The sequence below is a fragment of the Permianibacter aggregans genome (genome assembly GCF_009756665.1).
Lineage (GTDB): Bacteria > Pseudomonadota > Gammaproteobacteria > Enterobacterales > Permianibacteraceae > Permianibacter > Permianibacter aggregans.
The window spans coordinates 4,085,400-4,099,521 of the sequence record NZ_CP037953.1; the positions used below are offsets into that span (position 1 = coordinate 4,085,400).

The following is a 14,122-nucleotide window of genomic DNA, read 5'->3' on the forward strand; positions in this document are numbered from 1 at the left end:
GCTACAAGTTGAATAACCGACCTGGCATGCGCTTCGTCGGTAACTTGAGTGACCCGCAAGGCTTCGAACTCTTGCTGCAACGCTGGCTGGAATGGCTCGGCGTGCAGAACTACTCGGATAAAAGCGCGCAGAATTATGACGTTTACACCCGTTACTTTATGCGTTGGTGTGATGAGCGCGGCATCACCCAGCCGCGCGAAGTGACAAGGCCAGTGCTGGAACGCTACCAGCGTTACCTTTACCACTACCGCAAAGAAACCGGTGAGCCGCTTAGCTTCCGTGGACAACGCGCAAGACTGGCCGCACTGCGGCAGTTCTTTAAATGGCTGACCAAGCAAAACTATGTCCTGTATAACCCTGCCGCTGATATTGAATTGCCACGCGTTGAGAAACGTCTCCCTCGCCATGTGCTGACCGTCAGTGAAGTCGAAAAGATTATGCTGCTGCCGGATTTAAGTGACGGCTTAGGCATCCGTGATAGAGCGATGCTGGAAGTGTTGTACTCGACCGGTATCCGACGGATGGAAGTCGTCAATCTACAACTCTACGACGTGGACAAGGAGCGCGGCACGCTGATGGTTCGACTCGGCAAAGGCAAGAAAGATCGGATGGTGCCGATTGGTGAGCGAGCGTTAGCCTGGGTCGAAAAGTATCTCGTCGAAGTGCGGCCACTGCTGGCGATTAATCCGCATGAACCGCAGTTGTTCCTGACCAATCTAGGCGAACCGTTTACGCCAGCACGACTGACGCAGATTGTGCGACGTTATGTGCTGCGCGCCGAGATTGGCAAGACCGGCTCGTGTCACTTGTTCCGCCACACGATGGCGACGCTGATGCTGGAGAACGGTTGTGATATCCGTTTTATCCAGGCGATCTTAGGACACGTTGAGTTATCGACGACGCAGGTATACACGCAAGTCGGGATACGGAAGCTGAAAGAGATCCACACGCTGACGCATCCGGCGCGATTGGAACGCACGACGCGACAGGATGAGGCGACGGATACGCCGACGCGCGAAATCACCGCAGACGACTTGCTGGACGCCTTGGACGCGGAAAGCGAGGACGAGCAAGACGAACTGCTTGATGCGGACGACGAGTGACGATCGCGGACCCGACCCGCGACACGACTGCCGACCAACTGTGATCCGCGTTGCCGTGTTGGAATGAGGATGCTCCGGCCGCAGAGTGTGCCGTCACGGCGCTTGCACTCTCCACCGGCACAGCGCGCGCCGGCATCCATGCCGACAGTCACGCGCTGTGCATGTTCCGGGCAAGCGCCGCGCCGTCACACCCTGCGGCCTACGCGCATGTTTACCAAGTCACCCCAGCGCTACGCTCCGCTGCGCGCAGCCCCTCAAGGGCCACGGGCACGTAACATAATGCGGGGATTATGCGCCATTGTGGCGGCTAACAACGCCGCCCCAATGGTTCGCTCCGCCGCACAATCCGCACTATGTTAAATGCCCGTGTAAGGTCGCCTTACGGTGGTTTGCACACTGCAAACAACGCAGAGTGCAAACCACCTCCAGGCGAAAAGGCTTTTTACCTCGCAATGCTCGGCGTCCTGCCTCGCAAAGCTCAAAAGCTCGCCGTCCCTGGCTCGCCAAAAACAAAAAAGCAACGCAACAAACACCGTTGCGCAAGGCGCTGTTTATATCGCGTGCGCTCACCGCCGCTGCGCGCGGCACAAAAGGCGTGCCGTGCTCGTTCGTCGGTGTTCGCCCGCTCACAAAGAACCCGCCCACGCAGTCAGTTAAAACGCGCTGCGGCCGCTACGCGTCCTCCGTTCCGCGTTTTAGCTGCCAGCACCCACCCTGAAAACCAAAAACAAAAGACGTAAGCAAAAGGAAAAAGCAAAACAACAACACATCGACGGCCGGAGCGATAAGCCCTTCACCTGGTAGCCAACAGGGTGGCACACGTGCTCGGTGTGGCAAGGGCTGACGTGAATGGCGCTTAAACAACGCGCCACCCTTGCCACCCCTGCGCGCGCGTGCCGTCGAGTTGGCAACCAGATGAAGGGCATCTGGCGTTAATGGAGTAACTGACATGAACACCAACGACATCATTCGGGTCATTGAACAACACAGCATCCTGCAAATTGCTGGTTACACGATGGAGGCCCGGCACCGCCAGCTCTACAACCGGATGCAGCAGTTAACCGGCATGCTGGAGGTGCTGCAGCGGTTGAACGGCATGGACTGCACGCTGATTGAGTTCGTCCGTAGTCATCGAGACAAGATCGTTGAAGAACTACAGGCCCTGTGAGGGCCTGTAGTTTTTTTAGCGGCTAAAGAAAGAAAAATCGCATCGTGTGTTTGGGCGTCGTCGGTGTGTATGTTCGAGAAATACTATGCATATAGCATTACCAAAACATGCATACCCCTTCTTCCCGCCCCATCATCCCCAGTCCCACGCGCGCGTGCGCGCGTAGACAAAAGCGCGTCTAGGGGCCAAAATCGGAGCCCTGACTCGCCTCTAGGGGCGAGAGCTCTTTAAGTGATTGAGGCGTCTAGGGAAATCGGCTTGCGGTACGATTACTCGTGTCGGGAGCACCCCAACCGGTGATCGAGATACTGGCCCAAGTTATTGGCGGCGTGTTGGTGTAACTGGCCGCGGAATAATGACAGGTATGTTTACGAGTGTCCTTGGTGCATTCAGTATGACACCTGAAATTGGTGCTGATCAGTTCAGTGAGTTTGGGTCAGGGTTATATGACGATCCAACTCTCGCAGATGATTTCCAAAGCGGACACAACTTTGGCTATGTTCTAGGTTTTGTCGGAATGATAACCGGAGCAAAATCTAGTCCAAGAGCGAGCCCAGTTTCAGAGGGGGTAGCTGCAGAGCCTATAACAGTTGCTGTTAGTCGTTCGAAATATCCAGAGTCTGCCCAACACATCGATGACGCTATTGCCGGTGGCCAACCGCAAACCCTTACCATAAACCGTAGTGGTGCGGCCGAACGGAGAGCTGAAGCAATGAGAGGCGTGCCAAGGCAAACGGGTAAAGACCGGGATGAATATCCTCCAGCCATGTTTGAAGAGGGAGGAGCAGGCGCCAGCGTTCGACATATTAAGCCCTCAGATAATCGAGGAGCGGGGGCTTGTATCGGCGCGCAATGTCGTGGGCTGCCAGATCAGTCTAAAGTCAAAATAATTGTTACGGATTAGGGTAATGGTAGATATTTCAATAGATAAATTAATTTCTATTAGCTCAAGAGCATTTTCGGATATTCCTCCGATGCTCTCGCCCGAGCTGAAGGCATTAGCTGGGCGTAGGGCGACTGAGCTTTTATGTCTTCTACAAAAAAAGAATGGATTTTTTGCGTTTGAGTCTTCGCTGCGTGTTTTTTCATCAGTTAAGTCATCACAGTCATACTCGCTTGCTGATTGGAATTCCGAGTTATTGTGGAGAAGAGAATATGGTGACTGTGTAGAAGATGCTCTATTTTTTGCAGAAGATGTATTTGGAGGGCAATTCTGTATAAGGAATGATGAAATATATTGTTTTGATCCCGAAACTGGGGAGTTCTCTTATTTAGCGAATACGGTAGATGATTGGGCGAGGTCTGTACTATCGGAGTATCAACTACTAACGGGGCAGCCATTAGCTCATGACTGGCAGAAAATGCATGGTTCAATCCCCGTGCTTAGTCGGCTTGTTCCCAAACTCCCATTTGTATGTGGTGGCGAGTTTAGTGTGGAGAATTTGATTGCGCTTGACTCGGTAAAAGGTATGCGTGCGAGAGGGAATTTGGCTATGCAAATAAAAGACTTACCAGACGGCGCGCAAATCACATTCAATATCACTGACAATTAAAGGGGCGTAGCCCGCGTAGCCTCGATTAGCGAAGCGTAATCGAGGGAATGTAAGTGTTTTAAGTAGTAGCGAAAACCTCACCCACCCCGACTATCGAGTCGGGGTTTTGCTTTTTGTTTGTTCAGTTTATGGGTGCGGCTTCAGCAGCGGCTTGGACCGTAGCCTGCTGCATCGCTTCAACTCTGCTGTGAATGTCGGCAACCAATTTGAGATTGGCATCGTCCCGATCAGCGCCGGAAATCATGGCGCGGAGTTCACGCAAAATGCTTTGCTCTAACTCATCCAGCAGATAGTGGGCGGCGTCTTCACCGTGTTTTTGAATGTACGCTGTGTGGTGAGGGAGAGCGGTTGTGATCAGGTTAATTAAATGACTTTGATCAAGTAATTTTGGCTTGTTTAGACCATTTTTAATCATGGTCATCTTTACGCTGGTGAAAGTCATAATCGACAAATAAGCCGAGAAATAAGCCCAAGCAAGCCCGCGTAGCCTCGATTAGCGAAGCGTAATCGAGGGAATGTAAGTGTTTTAAGTAGTAGAGAAAGTCTCGCCCACCCCGACCATCGAGTCGGGGTTTTTTATTGAAGTTGATATGGTGTGGTTTACTGGCTGCGCGGAATATCGTCCGCGTCCAGATGCTGGCGCTGATGGATTAACGCCAATACCTGAATGTCGTTATCGCGGATTTGGCAAATCAGTCGGTACGAGTACACCAATCGTTCCCGCACGGTCTCATCACCGAGTTCTGGCACCACCCGACCGCTGGCCGGAAACTCCTCCAACAACACGCTGCGGTCAATCAGGCTGTTGACGATATGACGGGCGTAAAACACCGAGTCCTTGGCAATGTAAGCGTAAAGCTGAGTGAGCTGGTGTTCGGCGTGTGCCGTCCACTTCACCGATAAACGATAAAAAGGACACCCATCTAGAGATTGACAGGTCGAGGTATCGAGATTAGTCTTAGGTTAACGTAAGGTTGACGACTGTCAGGAAGACTACAAATGACCAGAGCACGGAGCAGCTTGGTGTCGGTATCGGATACCCCGTATTACCATGTTGTCGGGCGCTGCGTTCGCCGCGCCTTTCTTTGTGGCTTTGATAAGCTCACGAATCAGGATTATTCCCATCGTAAAATCTGGGTGCTGGAGCGCCTGCGACAGTTGTCGAGCGTGTTTTGCATCGAGCTGTGCGCTTATGCGGTGATGTCGAATCACTATCATTTGGTGGTGCATGTCAATGCCAACGCGGCAGAAGCCTTGGCGGACATCGAGGTCATGAACCGTTGGCAGCGGCTGTTTTCTCTGCCGGTGCTGGCTAGCCGTTATGCGCAGTTTTTGGAGCATCATTTGGAGCATCAAAAGGACACCCATCTAGAGATTGACAGGTCGGGGTATCGAGATTAGCCTTAGGTTAACATAAGGTTAACTGCTGTCAGGAAGACTACAAATGACCAGAGCACGGAGCAGCTTGGTGTCGTTATCGGATACCCCGTATTACCATGTTGTTGGGCGCTGCGTTCGCCGCGCCTTTCTTTGTGGCTTTGATAAGCTCACGAATCAGGATTATTCCCATCGTAAAATCTGGGTGCTGGAGCGCCTGCGACAGTTGTCGAGTGTGTTTTGCATCGAGCTGTGCGCTTATGCGGTGATGTCGAATCACTATCATTTGGTGGTGCATGTCAATGCCAAGGCGGCAGAAGCCTTGGCGGACATCGAGGTCATGAACCGTTGGCAGCGGCTGTTTTCTCTGCCGGTGCTGGCTAGCCGTTATGCGCAGTTTTTGGAACAGCGTATTGAAATGTCCGAGTACGAAATTGTCGTCGCCAAGGAGTTGGTGGCGACCTGGCGTTCACGGTTGATGGATTTGTCGTGGTATATGCGCTGTTTGAACGAGCATATTGCCCGCCAAGCCAACGAAGAAGACGGTTGCAAGGGCAGGTTCTGGGAAGGCCGCTTCAAGTCGCAAGCAATTCTTGATGAAGCAGGATTGCTAGCCTGCATGGTTTATGTCGATTTGAATCCAATTCGTGCCGGTATTGTATCGATACCAGAGCTATCGGATGCTACCAGCATTCAGCAGCGCATTGGTGAATGGAAACGTTCGTCGGATTCAATGATTGAGCGTCACCAAGCGCCCATCAATTCATTGGGTTCGGAGAGCATTACAGGTGACAATCACTCGGTGCCGCTGTTGCCGTTAACTGGCGCGATAACGGCTGAGCGAATATCGGGTGTGCCTTATCCATTCAAAGAATATCTGGAACTGGTCGATTGGACTGGTCGCTGCATTCGTATCGATAAGCGGGGGCATATTGCCTCAACCGTACCACCAATATTGCGACGATTGAACTTGGATGCAGAGCGTTTTGTGCGTGACATAAAATCGAGGCGACCGGGCTATGGGCGCTCAATTGGTTTGCGAGTACGACTAAGGCAGTTCTCCGAAACGATAATGCTTCGACATTTTCGCGGTTGGGGGCTTTATGAGGCTGTGGCAGTGAAGTAAACTCGCTTGCCATTTCAGGGATGACTCTTACCGAGCAAAAATACAATACGTAAGTAAGCTTTTTAGGGATTACAAGCATGCAGAAATCGTTCATTTTTCTGGCGGGCATTTTCGCCTCTCTACCTTCTATCGTCCATTCGGCGGGAAATACCGACCCTCTCCATGTGATTTCTTTTGAAACTCGCGACGATGGCTACCATGCAGTGTATTTGGATGGCCCTATTCTTAACGAGGGCTGTACCTTGAATGATCGAGCCATTATTGTGGAGTCGAGCTCAAAACTTGGTAGTAAAACGCTGGTCAGCACCGTGCTTTCATCGGCTGTCGCAAAAAATCGAGTTGTTCTTCGAGTTTCTGGCTGTGTTGCCATTTCTCTCTCGCAGACGTCTACCACGGCGCCTCTTGTGACCAAGGTTCAGGCTCAGTACTGAGATCAATCGCTCAGTTCCATTCTTAGAATACATACCTTTTGGAGCAGTAATGAGTTCCTCATTGTTAATTCGTTTTTTAACAGTCGCACTGATTGTACTTTCATCTAAAGCGGGTGCTGGCTACAACGCGAATTTTCAGGGGAAGATCACTCACGTTTTAACCTATACAAACAGTGCTCAGATTCTGATCAAGGTTGATGGGCAACCTACATCGCATCCAACCTGTAGCACCCTAGATTATTTGGCTATCGATGCGGATACCCCTGACTCAATAAGACACCAGATGCTAGCGCGTATCCTTGCGGCTCATGCATCGGGAGAGGTGGTAACCATCGGGTATGACAAGGATGGAGACTGCGTCGGAACTCGCATTCGTGTTTATCGAGTTGGGTGACGGTAAAAGTCGAAGCCAATTTTTATTATTCGAAATAAGGCGCGATTATGAAACGAGCTTTCTTTTGGGCTGTTGTGATTTTATTTTCGGCCATCGGCCAAGCGTCACAGGTTAGTGAAGCAAAGATAAAACGGCTGATGATGGATGACTCGCTACCGTCAAAAGTGTATATCGAGTTAAGTGCCATGCAAAGTGACCGTATCTCATGTCATGAGAATGAAAGCTGGAACTACGTTCTTGATTTGCAATCAACGAGTGCCCGAGAGTTTTACTCGATGTTATTAACCATGCACGCCTCTGGCCGAGCTGGCTTGTTTAAAGGCACGGGTACATGCTCGAAACATCCGGATATCGAGACGCTAAAAAGAGTTGAGTTCTTCTAGGACGTGGTATGAGCAAAGTTTTCATCTTTTTACTTCTAGTAGCAATGTCATTATCAGCAATTTCTGCGGAACAGGCAGGTCCATTTAAAGTGGCAAACTTTCGAGTTGGCTCGGACGGTATACAGGTGGCATTTGAGCCTGCTCCCGTGGCTTGCGCGGGAGGGACTCACTTTCGTATGCATGCACGCGTCTTACGAACCAATCATGCGAATTACGAGGCAATGGTAAGTGCGGTGTATTCGGCATATGTGACTGGGGCTACGTTCGACTGGATTTGGGTAAACAGCTTGCCGTCCGGTGTCACTGCTTGCAGTAATAACAACAACGCCATTCTCGATTTAACGATGCTTGAGTTATCAAAGAAGCCATAGTTTTAAGGATGCATAGATGAGACTTTACTTGGTGTTATTGAGTTTCGTTTGCTGCGCAGCGCAAGCAGCGGGTTTCACGGGTGAGAATACGATTTCAAGTATTCATCAACGAGAGTGCGCTGGTGATAAGGGGTTGGAGATCATGTTGGCGGCGCCACACAAGAATCCGGACGGATGCAATGACCCTATAGTAATTGATGTCGCGTGCGCTGCTGCGAACTATCAATCAATACTCACCCTGAGTCTTTCTGCTCTTGCAGCCGATAAAAAGGTGGACTATTGGGTAAGCGGTTGTGATGTCCATGGTCAAGCAAAAGTTATTACTGCCATGATTAAAAAATAAGCAGTTATTTTTTAAGGAGTAAATGTGAACATTCTAATGCGATTTGGGTTGGTTTTCTTTCTGGGGTTTTCTTCAATTGCCAATGCCTATGTGTGGTGTAAAGATGCGCCAGTTCCCGAGATTGGTGGTGCGCTGACGTCGTCTTTTCATGGCCTGAATAATGGTGGTGCGACGGGATCGGTGATTTTTATCAGTATGTCGCGCTCTCATTGTGGAGCGACGAATGGGGAGGATATCTCAAAGGGTATCTACTTGGTTATTGATGATATTGGGAATACGACATCCCCGACCTATGAGCTGAAAAGGACCTGGATTTCAATGATTTTGGCGGCGAAAGCTAGCAATAAAACAATTGATTTACATGGTAATACGAGTGGTGCGAGTAACGCTGGCTACGCCGTTGTCAAGCCGTACTTTCTCAGTGCAGATTGATGAGCTAAGTCGTGTGCAAGGAGAGTGCTTAGATAGCCGCATTCTCGGGGAAAAGCATTTCCATCTATTGGCTGGCATATTGGAATTACGTTGACTCCAGATTTTTGCGGTTTGGAGGTCATTATGAGGTGAACGATGCCTAAAAAAGCAAAATTCATGATGTATTTTTCTGTCTTTGCCATGTTGTTTGCTGGTTTTTCGGTGTATGCCGGTGTCAGTAGCGGCGAGCGTACGATCTATGCCGTTGGCTGTCATCGGCATGATGCGACTTGCTATGTTGAAATTACCGGTGAACCTGTAGGGCCGGCAGCATGTAGGGCAACGTCTGTTCGTTGGCGGAGAACGGAAGCCAATGGTGAGGCCGCATTTACTCACCTAACCGCGGCGTTCATTGCCAACAAGAAAGTAATTCTTCAGGTCTCGGATACTTGCTACCCCTATCAGCCCACTTTTCCAACATTGGATTACTGGCAGATTAGGTAGTCCGGAAATTTACTTCTGGCGGCGTTTTTCGGCGAGCGGATTCGCCCTTTTTGTTCATCGTGCGGGTGGATGTTTTTGATAAACCCGAGCGTAGTCAATAAGAAACGATTGCGGGAAAACCGTGTCGTCAACGCCGCCCTGATTGACGTTGCCCGCCCAGTTGCCGCCGACGGCGAGGTTGAGCAATAAATGAAAGCGCTGATCGAATGGTGCGCTGCCAGCGCCGGTGATTAACGTGCCGTTTTGATCGGGGTATTGGGTGTACCAGGTGCTGCTGGTTTGTGTGGCGTATTTGATGCCGTCGACATACCAATGCATGACGCCGTCGTGCCATTCCAGGGCATAGACATGAAAATCATCGGCTGGATTTTGACCGTTCGGGAGTTCATAAGGGAATCCTTTGTAAACATTGCCCGGCCAGGCTTTGCCGTAGTGCAGAGTGCCATGGACTCGCGCTTCGCGTTTGCCGGTCGGTGTGCCAGCGGCATCGGTCTGGGTTTTTAAGTTCACCGCTTCCATGATGTCGATTTCACCGGATGCGGCCCAGTTGCCGTAGATGTTGTCGGTCGGCAGCATCCAGATCGCTGGCCAAGTGCCTTGACCAAATGGCAGTTTGGCGCGGATTTCGAAACGGCCAAATTTCCAGTCGCCCTTATGCTTGGTGCGTAACCGAGCCGAGGTGTAGGGCAGGGTGCGCAGCGGTGATGACAGGTAATCAGGCGAATCTTCGTTTTCGCTGGGGCCGGTGTAGGATTCTTTGCGGGCAACGATATGCAAAAGCCCGTCTCGCAAAAAGGCGTTACTGGCCCGGTCGGTGTAACACTGCTGCTCGTTGTTGCCGCCGCCCCAGCAATTGATCTCCAGCGACCATTTTCGGGTGTCGATGGCGTTGCCGTCGAACTCATCGCTCCACACCAGTTGCCAGTTTTCTGTGCCGCCATTTATCGGTGACGGCGAGGTTTCTGTGCTGGTGCTACTGGTGCCGCAGGCAAGCAATCCGAACAAGGGAATCACAAGCATTAAGCTGCGTAGCACATGTATCGAATAGCCTGTCCCGCGAGATTTCATATCAATACCGTTTTTACTCTGCGCAACGGATGGTAGCGGTTTTGGCTTTACCGGGTTCGATTTTTACATCGGCAATGCTGAACACCGTGGCGCTACCGGTTTGCAAACTGAACGGAACAAAGGTTTGTCCGAAGTTCATGCCTTGTTCACGCAGGCACTGCAAGTCGACGGAAATTTGTGACCAGGTATCAACAGGCAGCGCTTGCATGGTGTCGTGCAGGTCAATGCTGGCCAGACATTTTTCTCCGCAAGCCGTGATGAGGTGCAATGGCTTGTCACCCAGCTTGGTTGGGTTGACGCTGAAAACCAACGCGCTGTGTTGATCGAGGTAACCGCGCCAATCAACCGGGAAGTCAGCGCGCAGTGCAAACATGCCGATGGACTCGCCGGAGAACTGCAACAGGCGGGCATCTTCCTGCAACGTTTTGTCGATGGTGCGTATCGACACCGGGCCAGCGGATTGCACGTTACTGGTGTTGGTGATGAGTTGATCAGGGCTGCCGATGTCAATGCGCCATGGCGCTTTGACGCTTTGCGCCAGCAAGGTTACCGGTGGCAGTTGATCGCTAGCGGTTTCGCTCTCGATTGGCAGCTTAGCGCTCAATAGCTCATCGGCGCCGTATTTAAGCCCCGCGCCGTAAGCGAGAAGCGTGGTTTCTGGTTTGCCGGTGGCAGGGGCTGGTGTCGCCGGCCAGGAAAATGGCAAGCGTCCGGTGAAATCAAACGCGATGTCGCCATTCGTGTTGCGCAGGATGACATCGGCAATACCGGCGCCTTCACTGCCCGGCAACCAAGCCGCGACAAAGGCATCGGAAGCGTTCAATTCGGCATTGATCCACATCGGTCGGCCACTCAGGAAGATGGAGACGACCGGAATCCCTTGCGCTTGCAGTTTTTGCAGCAGCGCCAAATCGGTTTTGTTGCCGCGCTGGTACTCCAGATTATCCAAATCGCCATTGCCTTCGGCGTAAGGCTCTTCACCGAAGACGACGATGGCGACGTCAGGTTTTTGCGTAAAATTTCCGGCAACATTCAGTTCGATTTGACCACCGGCTTTGTCGATAGCGTTTTTCAGTCCTTGGTAAATCGAGGTGGCGCCAGGGAAGTCGGAGTTTTGATTGCCGGTGCCTTGCCAGGTGATGGTCCAGCCGCCGGCTTGTTTGCCGATGTTGTCGGCGCCATCGCCAGCGACCAGGAAACGTTTGCTGGGATCAAGCGGCAATAGTTGATTGCGGTTTTTCAGTAGCACCAGCGATTCACGCACCGCTTGCCGCGCTATGGCGCGATGCTCACTATCCCCGATTTTTTCTTTTTTACCGGCCAGTGCGCGCTGCGCTGGAGAAGGTTTATCGAATAAACCAGCGCGGATTTTCACGCGCAGAATTCGGCTCACGGCATCATCGAGCCGCTCCATACTGATGACGCCGTTTTTGACGTCAGCAAGGGTGTTGTCGTAGAGCGCGCGCCAACTGTCACCGGGCACCATGAAAATATCGACGCCGGCGTTGAATGCTTGCGGGCAATGCTCATTGCTGCAGCCAGGGATTTGGCCGTGACCGTTCCAATCGCCAACCACGAGACCATCAAAGCCAAGCCGGTTTTTCAGCACTTCGGTTAAAAGATATTGATGGCCATGCAGTTTTTCTCCCTGCCAACTGTTGAACGAGGCCATGATGGTTTGCGCACCGGCTTCGATGCCGGTGATGTAGCCTTGTGCGTGCAAGGCAAACAGTTGTTGTTCATCGACGCGGACGTCGCCTTGGTCATCACCACCAACGGTGCCGCCATCACCGATGAAATGTTTCAATGTGCTGATCACGTGTTGTTGATCAAACAGCGTTTCGCCCTGACCTTGCATGCCATGGACAAAGGCTTTCGCATAGTGAGCAACCAGTTCCGGATTTTCGCTGTAACTTTCGTAAGCACGACCCCAGCGCACATCGCGGGCGACGGCAACGGTTGGAGCGAACACCCAATCGATGCCGGTCACCGCCACTTCGGTCGCGGTGATCTCCGCAATACGTTTGATCAGCTCAGGATTGTGGGTGGCGCCTAGCGCGACGTTATGCGGAAATAGCGTGGCACCGATAACGTTATTGTGACCATGCACGGCATCAGTACCCCACATGGTCGGAATGCGACTGCCATCGAGCGAGTCATCAATCGAGGCTTGATACATCTGCTCAGCAAGCAGCACCCAATCGTCGATGCTGGTGTGCTTGTTGTTGTTCGGATAAGCACCACCGCCATTCAGGTAAGAGCCGAAACCATAACGGCGCATATCTTCAACGGTAATGTCACGTATTTCTGGCTGGATAATTTGCGCCACTTTTTGTTCGGTGGTCATCGTTGCCATCAGGGCTTGAATACGGGCTTCCAACGCCGTGTTCACTGGCGCCTGGCGTTTGGGCCAGTAATCAGGCACGTTCAGTTGACTGGATGTCTCCGAAACCGCTTGGCGTTTTTCACTCTGTTCACCAGACCGATCGCAAGCCGTCAACGCCAACAACAGGCAAGGCAGGGTTGCCGATATCAGTTTTTTTTTCACGTCAGTGTTCCTTTATCAGGCTTATTGTTCAGCGTGCAGACTGCGATAGGCGGCGATACCAAAGAAAGCGATGTAGAGGTAGCACATCAACGGTACGAGAAAAGATAGCGGCAGACCAATCAAGTCAGCCAATATGCCTTGCAGCAAAGGGATCAACGCGCCGCCGACAATGGCGAGGCAAAGCATACCTGAACCGCGGCTGGTTTCCGCACCAAGACCGCGAATGGCGAGGCTGAATATGGTCGGGAACATGATTGAGTTGCACAGACCAACCAGTAAAATCGACCACATCGAGACGCTGCCGGTTGTCATCAGCGACAGCGCGATCAATGCGACTGAGCCGATGCTGTTGACGGTCAGAATACGCGCTGCGGAAATGCGCTGCATCAACAGGGCGCCGATAAAGCGACCAACCATGGCACCGCCCCAGTAATACGCAATATAGGGCGCAGCCAAGCGCTCGCTGTAGCCCATGACCTGCGGCAAGCCGATGTAGTTAACCAGCAGACTGCCGATGGCCACTTCGGCGCCGACATAGACAAAAATAGCGATAACACCGAGCGCTAAGCGATGATGGCGAAATACCGATAGCGTCGGCGCCTCGGTGGCAACTTCCTGCGCGACGTCGCGTTCCAGGTGTTTTGGCAAACGTAACTTCAGAAACAATACCGCCATCAACACCAACGTCAGCGCAATAGCAACGTACGGCACGATGACCGAATTCACGTCCGCGTTTTCTTCGTGGCCGCCAAAAATCAACCAGGCACCAAACAATGGCGCGACGGTGGTGCCAAGTGAGTTGAAGGCTTGCGTCATGTTCAAGCGGCTAGATGCGGTTTCTGGACTACCCAGCAAAGTGACCAGCGGATTGGCGGCGACTTGCAGCAAGGTGATACCACTGGCCAGGATGAATAATGCCGTCAGAAATATCCAGTAAGTGGAAAGTGTGGCGGCCGGTAGAAACAACAAGCTACCGATAGCCGCCGTGGCCAAACCGATGCTGACACCGCGTTTGAATCCGAATCGCTCGACCACCTGGCCAGCTGGAACGGAAATCAAAAAATACGCACCAAAAAAACAAAACTGAATCAGCATTGCCTGGGTGTAATTCAGTGAAAACACACCTTTCAGATGTGGGATCAAAATGTCATTCAGTGAAGTGATGAAACCCCACATGAAAAATAGCGAGGTCACTGAGACCAGGGTTGAAAGCGGGCTCTTTGCCACAGGTTGACTGAGCGGGGTACTGACTTGACTGCTGATCATCGTTGTTGTCCTTTGGCGAGAGTTCGACGCGTTGCCACCGTTTCAACGCATATGCTGCTACGCATCATTTAGCGAG

Annotated in this window: 18 protein-coding genes; 13 read left to right on the forward strand and 5 right to left on the reverse strand. The window is 51.9% G+C overall.

The features are described from left to right. Window positions 1–8: 8 nt before the first annotated feature. The 4 genes from xerC (at window position 9) to E2H98_RS18435 (ending at window position 3,824) form a co-directional block, all read left to right on the forward strand. Entirely contained in the window at window positions 9–1,103 is a 1,095-nt protein-coding gene (gene xerC / locus E2H98_RS18420) for a site-specific tyrosine recombinase XerC (RefSeq protein ID WP_198325176.1), read from the forward strand. 949 nt (window positions 1,104–2,052) lie between these two features. After that, window positions 2,053–2,271, forward strand: a complete 219-nt coding sequence (locus tag E2H98_RS18425; RefSeq protein ID WP_133587219.1) for a hypothetical protein — start codon at window positions 2,053–2,055, stop codon at window positions 2,269–2,271. 394 nt (window positions 2,272–2,665) lie between these two features. After that, window positions 2,666–3,175: a NucA/NucB deoxyribonuclease domain-containing protein gene (locus E2H98_RS18430; RefSeq protein WP_198325177.1), complete on the forward strand. Its 510-nt coding sequence runs from the start codon at window positions 2,666–2,668 to the stop codon at window positions 3,173–3,175. A gap of 4 nt (window positions 3,176–3,179) precedes the next feature. Beyond that, window positions 3,180–3,824 carry an SMI1/KNR4 family protein gene (locus E2H98_RS18435; protein WP_232475433.1) on the forward strand — a complete coding sequence of 215 codons (645 nt, stop codon included), beginning with the start codon at window positions 3,180–3,182 and terminating at the stop codon, window positions 3,822–3,824. 121 nt (window positions 3,825–3,945) lie between these two features. Here the strand turns inward: E2H98_RS18435 and E2H98_RS18440 are convergent, their stop codons facing one another. Then, entirely contained in the window at window positions 3,946–4,245 is a 300-nt protein-coding gene (locus tag E2H98_RS18440) for a hypothetical protein (RefSeq protein ID WP_133587223.1), read from the reverse strand. 179 nt (window positions 4,246–4,424) lie between these two features. Continuing rightward, window positions 4,425–4,721 carry a type II toxin-antitoxin system RelE/ParE family toxin gene (locus tag E2H98_RS18445; RefSeq protein ID WP_133587225.1) on the reverse strand — a complete coding sequence of 99 codons (297 nt, stop codon included), beginning with the start codon at window positions 4,719–4,721 and terminating at the stop codon, window positions 4,425–4,427. A 126-nt stretch (window positions 4,722–4,847) separates the two neighbouring features. On the opposite strand from E2H98_RS18445, the gene E2H98_RS18450 reads away from it, so the two are divergent. The 9 genes from E2H98_RS18450 to E2H98_RS18490 all read left to right on the forward strand — a co-directional run bounded on the left by E2H98_RS18450 (window position 4,848) and on the right by E2H98_RS18490 (window position 9,164). Beyond that, entirely contained in the window at window positions 4,848–5,225 is a 378-nt protein-coding gene (locus E2H98_RS18450; RefSeq protein WP_198325178.1) for a transposase, read from the forward strand. Window positions 5,226–5,268: 43 nt separating this feature from the next. Continuing rightward, on the forward strand, window positions 5,269–6,327 hold the full coding sequence (locus tag E2H98_RS18455; protein ID WP_133587227.1) for a transposase: 1,059 nt from the start codon (window positions 5,269–5,271) through the stop codon (window positions 6,325–6,327). A gap of 77 nt (window positions 6,328–6,404) precedes the next feature. After that, entirely contained in the window at window positions 6,405–6,758 is a 354-nt protein-coding gene (locus E2H98_RS18460) for a hypothetical protein (protein WP_133587229.1), read from the forward strand. A 49-nt stretch (window positions 6,759–6,807) separates the two neighbouring features. Next, on the forward strand, window positions 6,808–7,152 hold the full coding sequence (locus E2H98_RS18465) for a hypothetical protein (protein ID WP_133587231.1): 345 nt from the start codon (window positions 6,808–6,810) through the stop codon (window positions 7,150–7,152). A gap of 47 nt (window positions 7,153–7,199) precedes the next feature. Next, window positions 7,200–7,535 carry a hypothetical protein gene (locus E2H98_RS18470; protein ID WP_133587233.1) on the forward strand — a complete coding sequence of 112 codons (336 nt, stop codon included), beginning with the start codon at window positions 7,200–7,202 and terminating at the stop codon, window positions 7,533–7,535. Between the two features lie 8 nt (window positions 7,536–7,543). After that, on the forward strand, window positions 7,544–7,906 hold the full coding sequence (locus E2H98_RS18475; RefSeq protein ID WP_133587235.1) for a hypothetical protein: 363 nt from the start codon (window positions 7,544–7,546) through the stop codon (window positions 7,904–7,906). 16 nt (window positions 7,907–7,922) lie between these two features. After that, entirely contained in the window at window positions 7,923–8,249 is a 327-nt protein-coding gene (locus E2H98_RS18480) for a hypothetical protein (RefSeq protein ID WP_133587237.1), read from the forward strand. 24 nt (window positions 8,250–8,273) lie between these two features. Continuing rightward, window positions 8,274–8,681, forward strand: coding sequence for a hypothetical protein (locus tag E2H98_RS18485; protein ID WP_133587239.1), 408 nt, complete (start codon window positions 8,274–8,276; stop codon window positions 8,679–8,681). A 135-nt stretch (window positions 8,682–8,816) separates the two neighbouring features. Next, window positions 8,817–9,164: a hypothetical protein gene (locus tag E2H98_RS18490; protein ID WP_133587241.1), complete on the forward strand. Its 348-nt coding sequence runs from the start codon at window positions 8,817–8,819 to the stop codon at window positions 9,162–9,164. 54 nt (window positions 9,165–9,218) lie between these two features. Here the strand turns inward: E2H98_RS18490 and E2H98_RS18495 are convergent, their stop codons facing one another. From E2H98_RS18495 to E2H98_RS18505, 3 genes are all read right to left on the reverse strand, one after another. After that, window positions 9,219–10,184 (reverse strand): glycoside hydrolase family 16 protein, encoded by a 966-nt coding sequence (locus tag E2H98_RS18495; RefSeq protein ID WP_198325179.1) that lies wholly within the window; start codon window positions 10,182–10,184, stop codon window positions 9,219–9,221. 61 nt (window positions 10,185–10,245) lie between these two features. After that, a complete protein-coding gene (locus E2H98_RS18500; protein ID WP_198325180.1) occupies window positions 10,246–12,780 on the reverse strand; it encodes a glycoside hydrolase family 3 protein in 2,535 nt (844 codons plus the stop codon). A 21-nt stretch (window positions 12,781–12,801) separates the two neighbouring features. Then, a complete protein-coding gene (locus E2H98_RS18505; RefSeq protein WP_133587245.1) occupies window positions 12,802–14,046 on the reverse strand; it encodes a sugar MFS transporter in 1,245 nt (414 codons plus the stop codon). Window positions 14,047–14,122 lie beyond the last annotated feature (76 nt).

Bases quoted from the DNA above. Each gene is read 5' to 3' on its own strand.
- E2H98_RS18470 (WP_133587233.1), top strand. From the start codon at position 7,200: ATGAAACGAGCTTTCTTTTGGGCTGTTGTGATTTTATTTTCGGCCATC.
- E2H98_RS18455 (WP_133587227.1), top strand. From the start codon at position 5,269: ATGACCAGAGCACGGAGCAGCTTGGTGTCGTTATCGGATACCCCGTAT.
- E2H98_RS18460 (WP_133587229.1), top strand. From the start codon at position 6,405: ATGCAGAAATCGTTCATTTTTCTGGCGGGCATTTTCGCCTCTCTACCT.
- E2H98_RS18430 (WP_198325177.1), top strand. From the start codon at position 2,666: ATGACACCTGAAATTGGTGCTGATCAGTTCAGTGAGTTTGGGTCAGGG.
- E2H98_RS18465 (WP_133587231.1), top strand. From the start codon at position 6,808: ATGAGTTCCTCATTGTTAATTCGTTTTTTAACAGTCGCACTGATTGTA.
- E2H98_RS18440 (WP_133587223.1), bottom strand. From the start codon at position 4,245: ATGACCATGATTAAAAATGGTCTAAACAAGCCAAAATTACTTGATCAA.
- E2H98_RS18425 (WP_133587219.1), top strand. From the start codon at position 2,053: ATGAACACCAACGACATCATTCGGGTCATTGAACAACACAGCATCCTG.
- E2H98_RS18505 (WP_133587245.1), bottom strand. From the start codon at position 14,046: ATGATCAGCAGTCAAGTCAGTACCCCGCTCAGTCAACCTGTGGCAAAG.
- E2H98_RS18435 (WP_232475433.1), top strand. From the start codon at position 3,180: ATGGTAGATATTTCAATAGATAAATTAATTTCTATTAGCTCAAGAGCA.
- E2H98_RS18495 (WP_198325179.1), bottom strand. From the start codon at position 10,184: ATGCTTGTGATTCCCTTGTTCGGATTGCTTGCCTGCGGCACCAGTAGC.
- E2H98_RS18480 (WP_133587237.1), top strand. From the start codon at position 7,923: ATGAGACTTTACTTGGTGTTATTGAGTTTCGTTTGCTGCGCAGCGCAA.
- E2H98_RS18475 (WP_133587235.1), top strand. From the start codon at position 7,544: ATGAGCAAAGTTTTCATCTTTTTACTTCTAGTAGCAATGTCATTATCA.
- E2H98_RS18490 (WP_133587241.1), top strand. From the start codon at position 8,817: ATGCCTAAAAAAGCAAAATTCATGATGTATTTTTCTGTCTTTGCCATG.